Source organism: Collinsella sp. AM33-4BH (assembly GCF_003469205.1).
GTDB lineage: Bacteria > Actinomycetota > Coriobacteriia > Coriobacteriales > Coriobacteriaceae > Collinsella.
The window spans coordinates 60,176-79,038 of the sequence record NZ_QSIN01000010.1; the positions used below are offsets into that span (position 1 = coordinate 60,176).

11 protein-coding genes are annotated in these 18,863 nt (G+C 60.0%); 10 read left to right on the forward strand and 1 reads right to left on the reverse strand.

Annotation, left to right across the window (positions count from 1 at the left end):
* Positions 1-209: 209 nt before the first annotated feature.
* Positions 210-2,438 (forward strand): NAD-dependent DNA ligase LigA, encoded by a 2,229-nt coding sequence (ligA, locus tag DW821_RS08185; protein WP_117583357.1) that lies wholly within the window; start codon positions 210-212, stop codon positions 2,436-2,438.
* 155 nt (positions 2,439-2,593) lie between these two features.
* On the opposite strand, the gene DW821_RS08190 is transcribed toward ligA, so the two are convergent.
* A complete protein-coding gene (locus DW821_RS08190) occupies positions 2,594-4,051 on the reverse strand; it encodes an MATE family efflux transporter (RefSeq protein ID WP_370221245.1) in 1,458 nt (485 codons plus the stop codon).
* 205 nt (positions 4,052-4,256) lie between these two features.
* On the opposite strand from DW821_RS08190, the gene DW821_RS08195 reads away from it, so the two are divergent.
* The 9 genes from DW821_RS08195 (at position 4,257) to tnpA (ending at position 18,722) form a co-directional block, all read left to right on the forward strand.
* Positions 4,257-5,294, forward strand: coding sequence for a hypothetical protein (locus DW821_RS08195; protein WP_118066427.1), 1,038 nt, complete (start codon positions 4,257-4,259; stop codon positions 5,292-5,294).
* 235 nt (positions 5,295-5,529) lie between these two features.
* Positions 5,530-6,585 carry a GTP 3',8-cyclase MoaA gene (gene moaA, locus DW821_RS08200; protein WP_233553029.1) on the forward strand — a complete coding sequence of 352 codons (1,056 nt, stop codon included), beginning with the start codon at positions 5,530-5,532 and terminating at the stop codon, positions 6,583-6,585.
* A 4-nt stretch (positions 6,586-6,589) separates the two neighbouring features.
* The gene (gene mobB, locus DW821_RS10395; RefSeq protein WP_117862464.1) at positions 6,590-7,894 is read left to right on the forward strand and encodes a molybdopterin-guanine dinucleotide biosynthesis protein B; all 1,305 of its coding nucleotides are present in this window, start codon (positions 6,590-6,592) and stop codon (positions 7,892-7,894) included.
* Positions 7,895-8,160: 266 nt separating this feature from the next.
* Positions 8,161-9,441, forward strand: coding sequence for an MFS transporter (locus DW821_RS08210; RefSeq protein WP_118066429.1), 1,281 nt, complete (start codon positions 8,161-8,163; stop codon positions 9,439-9,441).
* A 209-nt stretch (positions 9,442-9,650) separates the two neighbouring features.
* Positions 9,651-10,472: an HAD family hydrolase gene (locus DW821_RS08215; RefSeq protein WP_117800030.1), complete on the forward strand. Its 822-nt coding sequence runs from the start codon at positions 9,651-9,653 to the stop codon at positions 10,470-10,472.
* Positions 10,473-10,976: 504 nt separating this feature from the next.
* On the forward strand, positions 10,977-14,414 hold the full coding sequence (locus DW821_RS08220) for a Spy0128 family protein (protein WP_118066431.1): 3,438 nt from the start codon (positions 10,977-10,979) through the stop codon (positions 14,412-14,414).
* Entirely contained in the window at positions 14,407-16,062 is a 1,656-nt protein-coding gene (locus DW821_RS08225) for a SpaA isopeptide-forming pilin-related protein (protein WP_158556485.1), read from the forward strand. The genes DW821_RS08220 and DW821_RS08225 overlap by 8 nt, the downstream gene beginning before the upstream one ends.
* A 121-nt stretch (positions 16,063-16,183) precedes the next feature.
* Entirely contained in the window at positions 16,184-17,977 is a 1,794-nt protein-coding gene (locus DW821_RS08230; protein WP_117775967.1) for an isopeptide-forming domain-containing fimbrial protein, read from the forward strand.
* Positions 17,978-18,263: 286 nt separating this feature from the next.
* Positions 18,264-18,722, forward strand: a complete 459-nt coding sequence (gene tnpA, locus DW821_RS08235; RefSeq protein ID WP_055287554.1) for an IS200/IS605 family transposase — start codon at positions 18,264-18,266, stop codon at positions 18,720-18,722.
* Positions 18,723-18,863 lie beyond the last annotated feature (141 nt).

Genomic DNA, 18,863 nt, shown 5'->3' on the forward strand with positions numbered 1-18,863 from the left:
CCATCAACGTGGGACAGCCCTTTTTTCTTATTGATCCGTTGGGGACGGAGGAAAACGGATCATTTGGAACTGACAGGGGCATGGTTTGATCGCGCGATCCACCCCAGTCTGGCGGCTGCCGATTCGGTGCGGTTCGAGACCGCTATTCGGCCTCATTGCGACCGGTGGTACTCTAGTATCCGTTTGAAATCGAGCGAAGGAGTGCCGCTATGGAGCAATCGAGCCTGTTTGGTGACGGCGTGGACATCGATACCGAAACGCCCGCGAGCACGGATACCGCCGTACCGGCCGATGCCCGTGCCCAGGCGGCAGCGCGTGCGGCCGAGCTGCGCCACGAGCTCGATTACCACGCCTATCGCTACTACATGCTCGATGCGCCCGAGATCACGGACGCCGCCTTTGACAAGATGCTCGTTGAGCTGCAGGAAATTGAGGCCACCTACCCCGACCTGGTGACGCCCGACAGCTATACCCAGCGCGTGGGCGGGTACGTGAGCGAGCAGTTTACGCCGGTCACGCATATGGCGCGCATGTATTCCATGGACGATGCCATGGATCTGGACGAACTCGACGCGTGGCTCCAGCGCACCGAGGATGCGCTCGGTGCCGGCAGCGTCACCTATACCTGCGAGCTTAAGATCGACGGCCTGGGCGTGGCGCTTACCTACCAAAACGGCACCTTCGTACGCGCAGCCACACGCGGCGATGGCACCACGGGCGAGGACGTGTCGCTCAACGTCCGTACCATCAAGGATGTGCCCATGCACCTGTCCGAGCCGGCGCTCGCCCACATGGGCGCCGACCGCGAGCGCACCATCGAGGTCCGTGGCGAGGTCTATATGCCCAAGGGCAGCTTTGTGCGCCTGAACGACGAGGCCGATGCCGAGGGGCGCGACCCCTTCGCCAACCCGCGCAACGCTGCCGCCGGCAGCCTGCGCCAAAAGGACCCCAAGGTCACGGCGCGCCGCGATCTCGCTACCTTTATCTATGCCATCGCCGATACCGATCCGCTGCACGTCCACAGCCAGCGCGAGTTCCTCGATTGGCTGCGTAGCGCCGGCTTTAGCGTCAACCCTAACGTGGCTCGCTGTGCCACACCCGCCGAGGTCCACGAGTTCTGTGCCCAGGCGCTCGAACACCGCGGTGACCTGGACTACGACATCGACGGCGTGGTCGTAAAGGTCGACAGCTTCCAGCAGCAGCTCGACCTGGGCTTTACCGCCCGCGCACCGCGCTGGGCCATCGCCTTTAAGTTCCCGCCCGAGGAAAAGCAGACCGTCCTGCGCGAGATTCGCATCCAGGTGGGCCGCACCGGTGTGCTCACACCGGTCGCCGAGTTCGACCCGGTGACGGTTGCCGGCTCCACCATCGCGCGCGCCACGCTGCACAACATCGACGAGATCCGTCGCAAAAACGTGCGCGAGGGCGACACTATCATCGTGCACAAGGCGGGCGACGTGATTCCCGAGGTCGTAGGTCCGGTGCTCGATAAACGCCCGGCCGATTCGGTCGACTGGCACATGCCCGAGGTCTGCCCCGTGTGCGGTAGCCCCGTGGTCCACGAGGATGGCGAGGTTGCCTACCGCTGCGTGTCCATCGACTGTCCCGCACAGCTCAAGGAGCGCCTGCTTCACTGGGTAAGCCGCGGCTGCATGGACGTCGACGGCCTGGGCGACGAGATCGTCGACAAGATGATCGCTGCCGGCCTGATCCACGATGTCGCGGACTTCTACCAGCTCACGGTCGACGACATCGCAGGCCTGGACACAGGGCGCGTGTACGCTAGCTCCAACAGCAAAAAGGGCGTCAAGAAGGGCGACCCCATCCCGGTGGGCCTCAAGACGGCCGAGAAAATCATCGCCGAGCTCAACAAGTCCAAGAGCCAGCCGCTCGGTCGCGTGCTGTTTGCCCTGGGCATCCGCCACGTGGGCAAGAGCGTGGGCGAGGTCATCGCCGAGCGATTCCTGTCGATTGATAAGCTCATCTTGGCGAGTGAAGAGGACATCGCCGAGTGCGAGGGCATCGGTCCCAAGATTGCGGCGAGCGTCAAGCAGTTCCTGGCCGTGCCCGAAAACCTTGCCGTGCTGGAGCGTTTGCGCCAGGCGGGTCTGTCGCTCGAGGTCGACTTGGGCGCCGCGCATGCACAAGCCGCAGCCGACGCGGGCGTGGCGGGCGAGCTCGCCGATGCACAACCGCTCGCGGGTCTGACCTTCGTGCTCACCGGCACGCTCGTCAACCGCACCCGCGACGAGGCAGGCGCGGCGCTCAAGGTGCTCGGCGCCAAGGTCTCGGGCAGCGTGTCCAAGAAGACGAGCTATCTGGTTGCCGGCCCCAAAGCGGGCTCCAAGCTCACCAAAGCCGAGCAGCTGGGCGTACCCGTGCTGGACGAGGACGCCCTCGAGCAGATCCTGGCGACTGGTCAGGTGCCGGAGGCTTAAGGCGTCGATAACCAAATTGAAGAACCGCCCGGAAGCACGATGCCTTCCGGGCGGTTCTTACTTTGCTGGGGCAACCGGCACCGTGATCTGCGTCACGTAGGTTGCCGGGTCGTCGCTGATGATGTCATCGATCAGGGCAATCTCGCGTTGCCCCGCTACGCCACCAACTTGTCAAAAGCCCCGCGGCGGTTGAGTACGGTAAATGCAATCACGCAAATGACCGCCGACAGAATGGACCCGCACGGCGAAGCGATGCCCATGGGAAACAACGTATCGGAATAGGCGTTCGACAGCAGCCACGCGCCCGGCACGCGAATGAGCGCCACCGCCAGCACGTTGTGCGCAAAGCCGATGTAGCTCTTGCCGTATGCAGCGAAAAAGCCGCTAAAGCAAATGTGGATGCCGGCAAAAATCGCGTCGAAAATGTAGCTGCGCATATAGCCGGTGCCGGCGGCGACTACTGCAGCGTCCTTGGCAAAAAAGCCGATAAACGCCGGCGCCACCAGCCACATCAGCACCGTGATCAGGCAGCCGTACACTACCGAGATCGTCATGGCGTCCTTGAGCACCTGACGCGCGCGGTCGCCCTTGCCCGCGCCGGCGTTTTGCGCCGTGAGTGCGCTGACGGTGGCGCCCATGGAACTCGGCACAATGAATAAAAAGCTGATCATCTTCTCGACCAGGCCCACGGCGGCGGCGTCGACGAGCCCTCGGTGGTTGGCGATGACGGTGATAAACATAAACGCCACCTGGATGCAGCCGTCCTGTACGGCCACGGGCACGCCGATCTTAAGAATGCTGCCGAGCACCTCGGGCTGGGGACGCAGGTCGCTGCGCTTAACGTGAATGTTCGTGCGGCGGCTCTTGAGCCACACGAGCGCAAGGGCAACGCTTGCCGTCTGGGCGGTTACCGTGCCGAGTGCCGCGCCTACGGGACCGAGTCCCATGTGGCCGATAAACAGAAAATCGAGTGCGATGTTGATGATGCATGCCACGCCAATCACGTACATGGGCGAGCGCGAATCGCCCAGGCCGCGAAAGATGGCCGAGAGGATGTTGTATGCGGCGATAAACGGAATGCCGACAAAGCAGATGCGCAGGTAGGCGGCAGTGCCTTCGACCGCTTCGACTGGCGTGCCAATGAGTGCCACGATCTGCGGGCACAGTGCGAGCAGGACAGCGGCCAGCACCACCGAGACGCCCATAAAGAGCGTGATGGTGTTGCCGATGGCAGCCTCGGCGCGGTCAAAGCGGCGCGAACCCACGGCGTGGCCGACGATGACCGTCGTTCCCATGGCCAGGCCCACAAGCGCCACGGTAATGATATAGAGCGTCTGCGCGCCATTGCCCACGGCGGTGATGCCGGCGGCGCCGCTAAACTGCCCCATCATGTACAGGTCGGCCATGCCGTAGAGCATCTGCAAAAAGTACGAGAGCATATAAGGCAGGGCAAAGACCGCGATGGTCTTGAGGACATTGCCGCGTGTGAGGTCGTGTTCCATAGGTGGGGCTTTCTGGCTGGGTTTGTTTACGTACCAGTGTAGTGAAAACCCTATAACGATTGTAGAGTCAAGGTTTATGTTGGCAGCGGGGCGAAAAAAGTCGCGCTCCAAGCACGATGCTTTGACCCTCCGTGCCCCTCACCTCGCCTCAAACCATCACAACATTCGACGTTTTTTGCCAAAAACGGGAAAAACATCGAATGTTGTGATGGTTTTTCTACCACTCGATCGGGTGGAATCGCTTTCTTGCGCACGAAGGTGTGCGGACCCGTGGGCAGGGGAATAAGGTTGGTTATCCGACTCCATTGGAGGGCTCATGGACCTGCCGATCGTCCTGTCCCATAAGACTGCTTGGCTGTACCACAACGTGGCGCGCCCGTCCGAGCCGCTCTCGCGAGCAAGCAGCCTATACGACGAGGACTCGCTTGCTAGCGAGGTGGAGCCGACTGCGAGCCTGCCCAAATTGGGACTCGATGCCAAGGGACTGAGGGCTTCGACAGCAGTTGGGATCGTTACCGACTATCTGGTTTCGCTTGGTATTCCACGAGAAGAGCTCGATCATATCGACACACTCGTCAACTTCGATTTTGAGCGTTCGACGCCGGCTGGGTTTAGGTGCCACGTGTTTGGGGCGCCGGTACCTCCAGGCCATCTTATCGAGGTGGCAGAGGGCCTTCTGGTGGTTGATGAGGCCATGTGCTTTGTCCAAGCGGGTTCGTGGATGAGTGAGCCCGAACAGCTGGAGTATGGTTATGAAATCTGCGCCCGATACCATTTGAATCATCTGTCGACAGGCGATTATATCGAGATGGGGCAGAGGTATACCGTTGCCGACTTGATTGCCTATTGCAATGAGAACCGATCTCGTCAGGGGGCCATACGCGCGGCCGCCGTGCTCAAGCGCGTGCACGATGGCGCGCGGTCGCCCATGGAGACGGCCACCGCAATCATGGTCGTAGCAAAACGTTCCCAGGGCGGGCTGGGATACGCCAAGATCGAGCTCAACCATTGGGTCGATGTTCCCAACGAGTTCAAGTATCTCGCAAAGGCCGGGTATTTCGAGATCGACGTATATGCGCCTGCGAGCGGTACGGGGATTGAATATAACGGCTCGGACCATCTTGATAAGCAGCGCAGCGCGTCGGATGCGGAGCGTATGACCGTGCTGAGCGCGCTGGGCTTTAGGATGATCGTCCTCACCGGGACTCAGTTTGCCCACCAGCTGCAATTGCACCGGGCGATGAACGCCATCGCGCTTGCGATAGGCCTTAAGTGCGACCGAAGCGAAGCGTTCCAGAAACGTCAGAACGACCTGCGAGAATTCGTGATTCGGCACTGGGACGGCGGTCTCTAGGGGCGTTTTGGTCCTTCTACGGGGTGCCGTGGGCAGGCAAACCATCACAACATTCGACGTTTTTTGCCAAAATCGGGAAAAGCATCGAATGTTGTGATGGTTTGTATGCTGAGGATGGGCTTGGAAAGTCCGTTTTGCTCGAAGCGACTTGTCCTGTCGTACGGGTGTCGGCATGATTCTCTCGTGGGGTATTATGTTTTCCGAAGAATAAAACGCCGCGTGAGGGGAGGGCTGCGTGGACGGGCGCGTGCAACATGACGGCTTTGGTCGCGATATCAACTACCTGCGCATTGCCGTTACCGACAAGTGCAATTTCCGCTGCATTTACTGCATGCCGGCCGATGGCGTAGCGCCCCGCGCGCACGACGAGCTGCTCAGCGCCGAGGAGATCGCCCGCTTTGTGCGCTTAGTGGCGGGGGAGGGCATTCGCCGCGTGCGCCTGACGGGCGGCGAGCCGCTGGTCAGCCGCCGTATCATCCCGCTCATTCGCGACATCCGCGCGATTCCGCAGATCGAGGACATCTCGCTCACCACCAACGGTGCCCTGCTGCCCAAGCTGGCGCCACAGCTCAAAGATGCCGGCCTTAACCGCGTCAACATCTCGCTCGACACACTCGACCCTACGCTGTTTGGAAAGATTACGCGCCTGGGCCGGCTCGAGCAGACCATGGCTGGCATCGACGCGGCGCTGGCTTGGGGCTTTGAGCCCGTTAAGGTCAACTGCGTTGTGGTGCGCCGGCTCAACCAGGATGTGGCGGCCCTTGCGCGGCTCACGCTCGACCGCCCCATCCACCTGCGCTTTATCGAATACATGCCCATCGGCGACGAGCGCACGAGCTCGCATTGCGCTGTGGACCCGCATGCGCCCGCGCTCAATCCCGAGCTGTGGGACGCGAGCGATACCGTGCCGAGCGACGAGCTGCGGGCACGCATCAATGCCGGGGCCACCGCGGCGGGACTGGACGAGCTCGAGCCGCTCGACATCAACGACGCTCCTGCCGGCGCGGGCCCTGCGCGCTATTGGCACTTTCCGGGCGCGGCGGGAACGGTCGGCTTTATTAGCGCCATGTCCAACCATTTTTGCGCGAATTGCAACCGTCTGCGCCTGACGGCCGATGGCAACGTGCGCCCGTGCCTGTTCAGCGATGCCGAGTATTCGGTGCGCGACGCCCTGCGCCGTGGTGATGATATGCAGGTACTTTCGATTTGGCGCGATGCCGTCGCCCACAAACCGCAGGAACACGCGATAATTGAGGGCACGCAACGATTTATGTCCCAAATCGGAGGATGATCATATGGCCAAGAGCAGGTACGCCGATGCCACCAAGGCCGCTCGCAGGGCCGCGATGTCTGCCCATAAAGCTTCAGCCGCGGCGAATGCTGGCGATGCCGACGCGTCCGCGCGGCCGACTGTCAGCGCTGCCACCGACACCGCCCGCGACGCCCGTCGCGACGAGCTGACGCACGTGGACGCCAAGGGCGAGGTGCGCATGGTCGACGTGTCCGATAAGGCCGAGACCCATCGCATTGCCATCGCCGAGGGCACCATCCTCATGCACCCCGAGACGCAGGCCATGGTGCTGCAGGACCGCGCCAAAAAGGGCGACGTGCTTGCCTGCGCGCGCGTGGCGGGCATCATGGCCATCAAGCGCACGAGCGACATCATTCCCATGTGCCATCCGTTGCTCATCACCAAGAGCAAGTGCGACATTGCGCCCATCGCTCCGGCGGGGACGCCGGCCGAGGACGTGCCCGAAGGCTGGGCGCCGGCGCGCGCGGACGGACAGGTTGGCTTTCACGTACTGGTTACGGCCGGCGTGACGGGCAAGACGGGTATCGAGATGGAGGCCCTGACCGGCGCGAGTGCCGCGTGTCTGACCATCTATGACATGTGCAAGGCCGTCGATCGCGGCATGGAGATCGTCGGCGTGCGCCTGCTGCACAAGGAGGGCGGTCGCTCGGGCGTGTGGGATCGTGCCGAACGCCAGGCCGCTACTGTTGAGGCCGTGGGAGCCGCGGGCAATGCACCCGCGGGCACACCCGTCGCCGTTGCGCCCGCAGCTCCGGCACCGGCCGTTCCCGCGATCGCGTTTATCGGCTACCAAAACTCGGGCAAGACCACACTCGTCGAGAAGGTCATCGCCGAGCTCACACGCCGCGGCCTGCGCGTGGGTTCGCTCAAGCATCACGGGCATCACGGCTTTGATATCGACGTGCCCGCTAAGGACACCTGGCGCCATCACCAAGCCGGATCCAAGCACGTGGGGCTCATCTGCGCCACGCGCTGGGCGGAGTACGCCGACACGCGCGAGGAGGACGAGATGCCCGCGCGCGAGCTGCTGTCGCGTTACAACGATGTCGACGTGGTGATCATCGAGGGCTACAAGACCGAGGGCTTCGACAACATCGTGGTCGCGCGCTCCGGTGTCGACCGTCTGCGCGGCAAGAGCTCGCTCGACCTGGTCGACGGTCACACGCTGGCCCTTGCCTGCAACGAAGCCCTGGCGCGTCAGGCCTTCGACGCCGGCTTTGCGACCCGAGCCATCAACATCAACGACGCCCGAGCCATCTGCGACCTCATCCAAGACCACCTGACCTAAAACCTGCCAAAAAGGGACAGGTTTATTTTGGCAGGTTTTATCTGGGCAAACGTCATTTCCACCACAAAGGGGCCAGGCACCTTTGCGGTGGTTTTTTTTCTTTGGTAGATTTTTGGGACATGCCTTAAAATCTACCAAGTAGTTCATGCTGGGCGGAAAGACGGAAGGGGTTCGATGCGACCCTAGTCAGGCATACGGATAGATTGAGCCAATGGACAGCGGATGAATGGCCGCTGCCCACTATTCGTATGCGATAAGGAGCACCCATGCCCACGCTTGTATTCCCAAAAGTCCGCTCGTCGCTGTCCGTGCAGGCCAAGCGCCTGGTGGCGATGCGCTTTCTCATCTACACCGGGTTTCAGACCAGTTATTTTATCGGCGTTATCGGAACACTCACCTATGCAGACGATGCCTCGGTCGTCGCGACATCGCTGGCCGTCCTGTTTATGAATGTATTTGTGATCCTGGGATCCTTTGCGGGCGGCGCTGCGCTCGACGCATGGGGTCCGCGCCACCATTTCTTGCTGAGCATCGTCGGCACGCTTGCAACTGGCACGGCAATCATCGCCTTTGGTAGCGCGACCGGCGTCGTCCTGCTCGGCGCGGTGTTTCTGGGCTTTACGATGGGATTCGCCCAGCCCATTGCCACGTCCTATCCGGCCTACCTCACCGACGATCCTGTCGAGCTCAAAGACATCAATTCCGCCATCGCCATGTTCTCAAACGTGAGTATTATCGTCGGACCCACGTTGGGCGGCTTTGTCGCGGCGGCTGCGTCGTCGCGCGCGGTGTTTGTGCTTATGATGCTCTTTACCGTGCTGGCGTTCGTCGTCGGTTGGGGCTTTAGGCCGCAGACCAGCCATGTCGCCGGGGATGCGGATGCCGATTCGGCAGAGGAAGGGGAGCGTGCGGGACAAAGCTCCAACCCCAGCACGTCCGCCCGCGCCACCTTCGCAGCCAGCATCAAGACAGTCTTCACCAACAGCGTCCTCGCCCTGCTGTTTTGTATCATTTTTCTTTCGAACTTTGGCTACGGGGCCTTCGATCCGCTCGAGTCGTTTTTCTATCGCGATGTCCTGCACGTCGGCGTTGAGTGGATGGGCTGGCTTTCGTCGGCCTGCGGTGTGGGCGCGGTGCTGGGCGCCGTGGTTGCGCTTCGGATGCCGCCGCACCTGGTCAACCTTAAAACACTGCTCGTGGCGCTCATGTCCGTGGGCCTGGGAAGCCTGCTCTATGTGGGGACACCGTACGTGGGCGTGGCTCTTGTCGGCCAGATTGCACTGGGCATAGCTTGGGGCATCGTCAACCCGCTCCACAACACTATCGTGCAAACGACGGCTCCGCTCGAGCAACTCGGTCGCGTGAACTCGGTCATGGGCTTTGGCAACATGTTCGCCGGCGTGGCCCCGCTGGCGATTGCCCCGTGGCTGGCGGCGACATTTGGCGTGCAGCAGACGCTCGTAGGGGCGGGCATGGTCGTGACGGCGGTCCCTGCGGCGTTGCTGCTGTTTGGTCGCAGGCATTTTGATCGTGCCGCAAGGCAGTAAAACCATCACAACATTCGATGAAAATCGCGATTTTGCCGAAAAACATCGAATGTTGTGATGGTTTGGCCCGCAAACGTCATTTCCACCACAAAGGAGCCAGGCACCTTTGTGGTGGTTTTTGCTTTAACGGGCCGCGCCTGCGCCTTGGTATACCATGTACGCCGTTTGCGAATATACCCCACACCGCCGCACAACCCAGAAAGGCCCCCATGGACACTACCTTCAGCCACATCAAAGCCGTGTTCTGCGATATCGACGGCACACTGCTCACGAGCCAGCACACGGTGTCCCCGCGCACCGTGGCGGCGATCCGCGCCCTGCGCGAGCGCGGTGTGCTCTTTGGCCTGTGCACCGGGCGCGACGCCCACGCGACCGAGGCCATGTACGAGCTCTGGGGCATCGAAGGCCTGGTGGACGTGCTCGTGGGTTGCGGTGGCGCCGAGGTCATCGACCGTGCGCACGACATCAACGAGCTGAGCTATCCGCTGCCGGGCGAGACCATCGCGCGCATCTGCAAGCACATGGCGGACCTTCCGGCAACGCCCGTCTGCCCCCGAGACGGCGTGTTCTACGTGCCCGAGAGCAATGCGTGCGTCGAGCACCTGTCGCGCGTCGACGGCGTGCCCTACCAGGTGGTCGATTTTGCCGAGTTCTTGCGCGGGCCGCAGCCCAAGGTGATGTTTACCATGGCACCCGAGGTAATGCCGCGGGTGATTGAGCGGGCGTCGACGTTTGCCGATGACACTGTTAAGGCGGCAGCTCTGCAAACCACGCAGCGGCTCTACGAATTCATGGATCCGCGCGTGTCCAAGACTCGCGGCCTTGTGCGCGTGGCGGAGCTCAACGACATGGAGCTCCAGAACATCTGCGTGTTTGGCGATGCCGATAACGACACCTGCATGGTGGCCGACGCCGGCGTGGGCGTTGCCATGGCAAACGGCAGCGCCGCCACCCGCGCCGCCGCCGATTTTGTAACCGCCAGCAACGACAATGACGGCATTGCGGTCTTTATCGAGGAACATCTTCTGTAGCGCCGGGGGAGAGCCACCGCAAAGGGGACAGGCGCCTTTGCGGTGGCCTCAGGCGATTTGGGCGAATTGATGCCTAAAATCTGCGCGAAAATTCAAATTTAGTTGTCTGAACATTACGCTTCTAACCACCGATGGGTTAAAGATATTCTCATCAGTTTGGTAGGGTATTCCTCCCGGTTGATGACCTACCGCTCACTGTCGTTATTCGACCGTTCACAGGATGTTTGCTCTTGAGCAAAAGGTTGTGCAAATAAATAAAATGCTATTAAAAAACTGATAACTAACTTAATTACCAGTAGAAACAGATGTTTTATAGCGAATAAACGAAGGCAAATCTAAACAATTGTCAAGAGAATTAGGAACTTGCACAAAAATGTCGGTTTTGCTGCTCAGATGTTTAAACAATCGTTATAATTGCATCACTTAGCGAGCGCAATTACAGATTGCGCAGATACGTTTGATAGGGAAAGAGCAAGATCGCGGTCTCTTGGGGAGGAGACATCGATGAAAGCGAATTCGGACAAATCTAAGCAGAGTAATAAAGCGACGCGCCGTGTACTGGCAGGCGTTTTGTGCGGAGCCTCCGTGTTGAGCCTGGTACTGTCGCTCGTCATGCCTCCGATCTCGCAGGCCATCGCCAACGATGCCGAGGCGGTTTCTACCGAGGAAACTGTGATGGGGGGGGGTTCCTCAAGTGAGTCTACTGGTATAGACAACAGTACTAACGGGGATGCCGGCACAGACGCCGATAACCAGAACAGCGACGATGCTGCGAGCGACGACGATGCTCGGCCGGAGGAGCAGTCCAAGTACGAGTCGCAGGCGGAAGATAATGATGCGATGGATGTTAACGCTGTCGCGTCAGCCGAGGAGGCTGCAGAGAGCGAAGAGACAACCACAGCTATTACTAACATTACTAACGCCGATGATTTGTCAGCTAAGCTTCAAGGCGTTGGGGAAAACCAAACTGCCTGCTTCGAGCTTACAGCTGATATTGACTATGCTGGTGAAATCAAACTTGAGAAGAGCGGCAGCAATATAACGCTGAACTTAAACGGTTATAAGATCAAGTGCTTGAACACCGAAATGCCGTTATTTGATGTTGCTAACGGCGCAACACTTACAATTAAGGACGAAATTAAGGACTCCGCGCCGGTGACTGAGACGGTCAACGATGTCCAACAGCTGACTAATCAGGGGCAGAACCCGAATCCCAATAATTATGGCAAGAAAGTCGAGCTAAATTACGTTGGTGGCATTCCGTCTAATCTTACCTACTACGTGACCAAATCGACTCCGAGTGGTACAGGGACAATCGAGACGCTTGTCAGACATAACGTCGATATTAAGGGCGCCATCGTGGCGTGCGACGGCAACGCAAATCTAAAGCTCATCAATCTGTATAACAACAACGGCAAGGGTGGCACGTTTAACCTTGTGAGCGGCGTGATCACGCAAAAACAAGGCAGCAGCGTTAGCAGCTTGGTCTATGCCGAGAACGGCTCTACCGTCAACATGCGCGGCGGCTATGTGTGTGGAGCTTCTGGCTCGGGTGCGGGCGGCGGAATTGAAATACACGGTAATTCGACCCTCGAGGTTTCCGGTGGCGTAATTGCCGGCAACAGTGCTCCTAGTGGCGGTGGTGTGTATGCTAAAGACTCCACGGTCAACATAACTAATGGTGTAATCTCCGGCAACAGCACGCTTGCTACTGGTGTTGGTTTCGGCGGCGGCATCATGGCCGAAGGCGGCAGCGTTACTGTTTCTGGTGGCTACATTACTAACAATAAATATGCCAATTACTGTGGTAACGATGGTAATGGCGATCATGGCGGTGCTGGACTTGCCGCTAAAAACGGTACTCATGTCACCATTTCTGGTGGCCAGATTACGGGCAACTATTCTGAGGAAGCTGGCGGTGGCGTCTATGTGACCGACATCGGACACCAAGGGGGGAGAACGGCATTGCTCAACATTACGGGGGGAACTATTGCCTCTAACGTGAGTTTTCGCTCTGAGGGTGCCGGCATTCGCGTGGGCCAGATGGTTGACGCGATGATAAAAGGAGCGTCAAATTCAAATCCAGTCTATATCACTAATAACCACTGCATGTCTCGCTTTGACTGGGGTGGAGGCGGCATCTTCGTCCAGGGCGATTCTAAGGTCGCGTCTAATGCTGGTAGGCTATTTGTCTATAACTCCTATATAAGCAGCAATGAGGCCGGTGGCTACGGTGGCGGCGTTGCGGTTTGCCCGACGGGTAAGACTTTGGTGACAGGCACCGACGGCACGGCGATTTTCGGTAATACTTCTGCCGGAAATGAGCAAAACGCGAACGATTACGAATCCGTGAGTAATACAGGCAATAACGGCACCCCCCATCTTTCCGGCGGTGGTCACGGTAAGGACCAGGACTCCGACGCCTACAATGCCGAAGTGTTTCGCGAAAACGGCCACGCGGACTTCTTCCTTGCGGCGGAGGGTCATACGACTCCGATCGCGGCGGTGATTGGCAAAATGCTTGGCGGCGGCGATGCTAAGTATCGGGGAAGCTTAGAGCTTCAGAAAGCCATTACTGTCCCCGCTAACGGTGGCGTGCAGGTATATAACAGCATCGGCCTGAGTTCGAATGTTAAGGCTCAAGACCCCGAGGCGATCAATGCGCGAAAGGCTGCGCTAGAGGCGGGCGCGACGTTTATCACGGGCAATTATTCCTGGAACCATGGCGGCGGCATCATGTCGAACGGCGACCTGTACATGGGCGCGCCTGAGGACACGTATGTCTATCCGAGCCTCAAGCTCAAGGCGACCAAGAAGCTGGAAGGCCGCAAGCTCAATGATGGGGAGTTCTCCTTTACGGTGTATCGCAAGGATTCAGACGACCCTTTGGCTGGCACGACAGCTGGCACGACATTCAATCGCGACGTTTGCACCGAGGTTGGAACAGCAGCAAATGATGCAGAAGGCAGCATTACGTTTGACCTTGGTGAACAATTCGCATCGAGTGGCGCGGGTAACGAAATCACATACTACTTGGTCGAAGATCCCGGTGGTGATTCTGGCATCACGTACGACTCCAGCGTGTATAAGATTGTGGTGACGGCCGAAGATACCAAGACCTTGCTCATGTCTGTTCCGAGTAAAGAAAACTCAAGCCAACTGAAGGATCTTTACATCCATAACTACACGATTAAAAACGTCGGTGTAACCAAGTACGAATTCCGCGAGTCGTCTGGGAAGTGGGAGAACGTGAAAGCGAGGAGCAAGGTGCAGAAGAGTGGAGACTATTATCCAATTATCTGTGAGGGTGACTCCACGACTTTCACTAACAAGTTCACTCCGTACGACTCGAAGGGCTCCTGGACGCCTATGGCGACTAAGGTCGTTGAGGGTGGCGAGATGAAGGAGTTCACGCTCCAGCTTGCGACCGACACAGATTTTACGGATATCGTTAGCAGCAAGTCCACCACTGCCGACGGCGACAAGTCCCAGACCCTGAGCTTCGACAAGATTGATTACAAACTCGATCAACTCGACCAGCTCGCGTCTGGCCCCACTGGCCGTGGTGCTTCCAAGACCTTCACGTACTACGTGCGCGAGAAAGACGACGGTTCGCTGTTCTCGCACTATACGTACGACAAGTCGGTCTATCAGATTACGGTTAACGCGACTGACGACTCTAACCACCATATCGACGTCACTGCGACCTACAAGCAGATTCAGGATCGTGATGGCAATGAAGTGACCACTGACACGCCCCACGACCTCACCGGCAAGTCCACTCCCACCTTCACCAACACCTACTCCACCTCTTTGCCCCTTTCTGGTATGTCGGGCGTCACTCTGACGTACCTTGCCGGCGCGGCGGTGCTTTGCGCTGCTGCGGCCTGGATGCACATTCGTCGCAAGGCGAATGCGAAGGGAGGTGAGCGTCGTGAATAAGAAAGTTTGCTCCTTCCCGATCTTGTTTGCGCTGCTTGCCCTCCTGATCGGCATCTGCGCGGTTGTGTTCCCCGCATCCGCGCAGGCCGCGCCGACCTCGACCGGTTCCATCACGGTGAGCGGCGCCGTGGCGAGCAACTACGACGCCTACCAGATCTTTAGCGCCAACGTCGTCGACGGCGACGGCGACGCCAAGACCTTTACCGACCTCGCTTGGGCAAGCGACGCCGCGCGCGACGCTGTCCTGCCTGTGCTGCACAGCGCCGGCATGCCCGATTCCCAGACCACCGCGCAGGAAGCTGCCGAGTGGCTCAACACCGATTCCCACCTTACGAGCGCGCTGAGCGCACAGCTCGCTCGTTCCCTCCAGAGCTCTGGCGCCGTGCCCGTGGCCCTTAACGCGGGCACGGCGGCCGAGCTGCCCTGCGGCTACTGGCTCATCGTCGCCAGAGACGACGCCATCGCCCAGGGCGAGGCCGGCACCGCGCCGATCATGGCGCTGGTGGGCGGCAACGCCGTCACCGTCAAGCCCAAGGCCGCGACGCCCAAGGTCGCCAAGCACGTGCTGGAGGACAACACCGCCGCATGGCAGAAGGCCGCCGACGCCACGGTCGCCGACGACCTGTACTGGCGCCTCTCGGCCACGGTTCCCGCGGGCCTTTCCGCCTATGACACCTACGCGGTGCAGTTCGTCGACACCATGAGCGCGGGGCTCGACCCCTCCAAGGTGGCCGCGAGCATGCGTGTGTACGTGGCGGCGGGCGCGGATGGCACCTTCGACGCCGTCTCGAACGGTAAGGACGGGCGCGCCGGCACCGAGCCCGCGCAGGGCTGGACCGACATCACGGCCCAGTGCGCCACCAAGGTGGCGGCGGACGGGACCTTCACCGTGCGCACCGGCGACCTGATCGCCGCGCTCGGCGGGGCCGACGCCTTCGCCGCGGGCGCCCGCGTGGTCGCCGTGTACAACGCGCCGCTCAACAGCGCGTGCAACCGCGGCATCGCGAAGGGCAACCCCAACGAGGTCTATCTGCGCTACCCGCGCTCTCCCTTTGCCGACCAGTCCGGCGATGCCGGCTTCACCCGCACGCCGAGCGACGATGCGTGCGCCTACACTTGGGATCTCGCGCTCACCAAGCGCGGCAGCGACGGCGACAAGCCGCTTGCCGGGGCGGTCCTGAGCATCGCCGACGACCGCGGCCGCACGCTGGCGGCCGACGGCACGTGGGATGCGGAGGGCAAGGCCACCGTCACCACGGGCGAGGACGGCCGTGTGACCGTCTCGGGCGTGGACTCGGGCAAGCTGGAGGTCCGCGAGCTCAAGGCGCCCAAGGGCTACACCGCCTTTGAGGGCACGCGCTCCGTGACGGTCAAGGCTGAGGGCCTGGACGTCGACCAGGTGGCGGCCGCCAAGCCTAAGGTGACCGTATCGGCCGAAAGCCCTCTGCGAGTTGATGCCGCCGATGCCGGGAAGGGTTTAGTCGAGTTGTCGGTGCTTAACACCCCAAGTAACGAAGTGAGTCGAGGCTTTATGCCCTCGACGGGAGATAGAACGTTGGTGTTGGTAACGGCTTTGGCCGTCATCGGAGTAGTGGCTATTGTCGTCGCGCTCGTCATCAAGCGGGGAGGAGGTCGCCATGATAAATAATTGTCCCCCCCCCCTGCTCAATGGCGTACTGCCTCCGTAGCGATTAGAGCGCAGGGAAATGAGCCTGCTGACTTTTGGTGATGACGAGAATTAAAGCAACCTCCAAGAAAGAGGTCCCAACATGAAAACAACCAAGAACATCGCACGCCTGGCAGTAACCGCCGGCCTCACCGCAGCCCTGAGCTTCGGCGGCGTTATGGCCCCGGTGACCATGGCGTTTGCCGAGGGAACGGGGTCGACCGTCACGTTCGAGGACGCCGATTACGCTGCGTCCACGACCTATAAGGGTATCCAGATCTTCAAGGCAAAGGTCACGACGACCGGTGGGAATACGACGGTGAGTAGCATCGAATGGGCCAGCTCCGAAGCCCAAACTGCTGTCGTAAACGCCATCAAGACAAAGGATGCATCCTACGATAGCAAGAACGCACAGGATGCTGCCGATTGGCTTAGCACCAAATCTGAAGTTACCGGGACCGATTCGAAGGTTGCTAGCGACAACGTTCTCAGTCTAATCGCCGATGGCCTGAAGAGCAGCACCGCCTGGGAGGTGACGAGCGAGGGCAGTGCATCCCTTTCCGGACTCGGCGCCGGCTACTGGCTCTTCCTCACCGCTACTCCCGGTAAGCCTGCTGACAAGTCGACCGATGTGTTCACCTCTCCCGTCTACGCCGTGATCGACGGCGTAGACGCGACGACCGTTACGCCAAAGAAGGGCGTGCCCACTGTCGAGAAGAAGGTCCTCGACGATGCCGACGCCGCCGATGCCACCGACATCAAGGGCTCCAACAAATGGAATGATGTCGCCGATTCCCAGATCGGCCAGGAAGTTAACTACAAGCTGACCGGCACGATCGCCAGCAACTACGCTACCTTTGGCACGTATGCTTACAAGTTCACCGACGGGCTTTCCAATGGCCTTGACTATGTCAAAGGCTCGGTTAAGGTGTACGCGCTGAACGGCGAGACTTACAGCGAGATTGAGTCGAACAATTATACCGTGACGGATGCTGATGCTAGCAACAACAACACGCTGACGGTCGAGTTCAAGACCGGAGACGGCAAGAAGGGCCTCAAGGACGTCGCGAGCGTGACCGCCGACACCAAGATCGTTGTCTTCTACAAGGCAAAGCTCAACGGCAACGCCGTGATCGGCAACGCAGCCGACGGCAACAAGCGCGGCAACCCCAACACCGTCAAGCTCGAGTACTCCAACAACCCGTATGCCGAGGACACGGGCGAGACGATCGAGGATACCGTCGCCGACTTCGCTTTCAGGCTCAACCTCAACAAGGTCGACCAGGGCACCGAGAAGGGCCTTGCGGGCGCCGTCTTCACCATCCAGTCCGCTGATGCGAACACTCAAGACCAGTATATCGCCTCGAAGGACGACCCCACCGCGGGCGTCGTCGCGGGCCAGCTCGTGACCGTTGCCGGCACCACCAGCCTTCCCGGTTACGTGAAGTTCACGTCTGGCGATAATGGCCAGATTGCCGTGAAAGGTCTCGATGAAGGCTCCTACAAGGTGACCGAGGTCCAGGCTCCCAATGAGAATTACACCAAGGCCAACCCCTTCACTTTCACCATCACCGCGACGTATGATGACGCGAGCATGAAGGTGACGGGCCTCACGGCGGCGGTTTCCAAGGCCGACGAGGGCCGCACCGACATCGCCTTCGGTAAGCTCGACGGCAATGACGGAGACAATAAGCTGACCGGTACGGATGGCACCGGCACCAACGCCGCCACCGGTGAGATCACCATCAACGTCGGCAACACCAAGTCCGTCGGCCTCCCGCTGACCGGTCTCAACGGCGTGACCTTCACTTGGATCGCTGGTGGCGCGGTGCTGTGCATCGGCGTGGCGCACCTCATCCGCAGCCGTAAGCAGGCTGAGGAGTCCGAGCAGGAGTAACGCTCACTCACCCATCCCTTTGGCAGGTGGGATGTGATGGCCATGAGACTTGCGGACACTTTTCTCGTCCATCTACGTTCTTGCTTTGCCATTCTCTTTTCGGGGCAGACTCCGCACTGGAGTCTGCCCCGTTCTTTTTCAAGACTTTAGTCTGCTGGCCGCGCAGCGGCCAGCTTTAAACCACCCGCTACGCGGGTGGAGACAAACGGCTTTACAAAGCCACCCCTCCGACCGATATTGACGATTGTTCAGGCCGTCAAGAATTCGAGTCGAAGGGGTGGTCGCCATGGCCCAGAAGGCCTACAGCCTTTCCCACACGAAGTGGATGTGCAAGTACCACATCGTGTTCACGCCGAAGTATAGGCGCAAAGTGATCTACAACCAAATCAGGAGCGACATAGGGGAGATCCTCAGGAAGCTGTGCGAGTACAAGGGGATCGAGATAATCGAGGGGCACCTGATGCCCGACCACGTGCACGTGCTGCTGGCGATCCCGCCGAAGTACAGCGTCGCGAGCGTCATGGGCTACCTGAAGGGGAAGAGCTCGCTGATGATATTCGACAGGCACGCCAACCTCAAGTACAAGTTCGGCAACAGGAAGTTCTGGGCGGAGGGCTACTACGTGTCCACCGTCGGCCTGAACGAGGCGACGATCGCCAAGTACATCAGGGAGCAGGAGTCCCACGACATCGCACTGGACAAGCTGAGCGTGAAGGAGTACGAGGACCCCTTCAAGAGGGGGTGATGCCGCCGGTTCGACCGGCGCGCCACGGGTCAAGATGCACTAGGCCTGGACGAAGTCCGGGCCCGCGCCTTTAGACGCGAGCCCGGGGCCCGTGGGTTATACCCTAAGAGCAAACCACCCTTTTTAAGGGTGGTTCTGATT

Excerpts from the sequence above, each read along its gene's own strand:
- ligA (WP_117583357.1), top strand. The coding sequence starts at position 210 with ATGGAGCAATCGAGCCTGTTTGGTGACGGCGTGGACATCGATACCGAA.
- DW821_RS08195 (WP_118066427.1), top strand. The coding sequence starts at position 4,257 with ATGGACCTGCCGATCGTCCTGTCCCATAAGACTGCTTGGCTGTACCAC.
- mobB (WP_117862464.1), top strand. The coding sequence starts at position 6,590 with ATGGCCAAGAGCAGGTACGCCGATGCCACCAAGGCCGCTCGCAGGGCC.
- DW821_RS08210 (WP_118066429.1), top strand. The coding sequence starts at position 8,161 with ATGCCCACGCTTGTATTCCCAAAAGTCCGCTCGTCGCTGTCCGTGCAG.
- DW821_RS08215 (WP_117800030.1), top strand. The coding sequence starts at position 9,651 with ATGGACACTACCTTCAGCCACATCAAAGCCGTGTTCTGCGATATCGAC.
- DW821_RS08220 (WP_118066431.1), top strand. The coding sequence starts at position 10,977 with ATGAAAGCGAATTCGGACAAATCTAAGCAGAGTAATAAAGCGACGCGC.
- DW821_RS08230 (WP_117775967.1), top strand. The coding sequence starts at position 16,184 with ATGAAAACAACCAAGAACATCGCACGCCTGGCAGTAACCGCCGGCCTC.
- tnpA (WP_055287554.1), top strand. The coding sequence starts at position 18,264 with ATGGCCCAGAAGGCCTACAGCCTTTCCCACACGAAGTGGATGTGCAAG.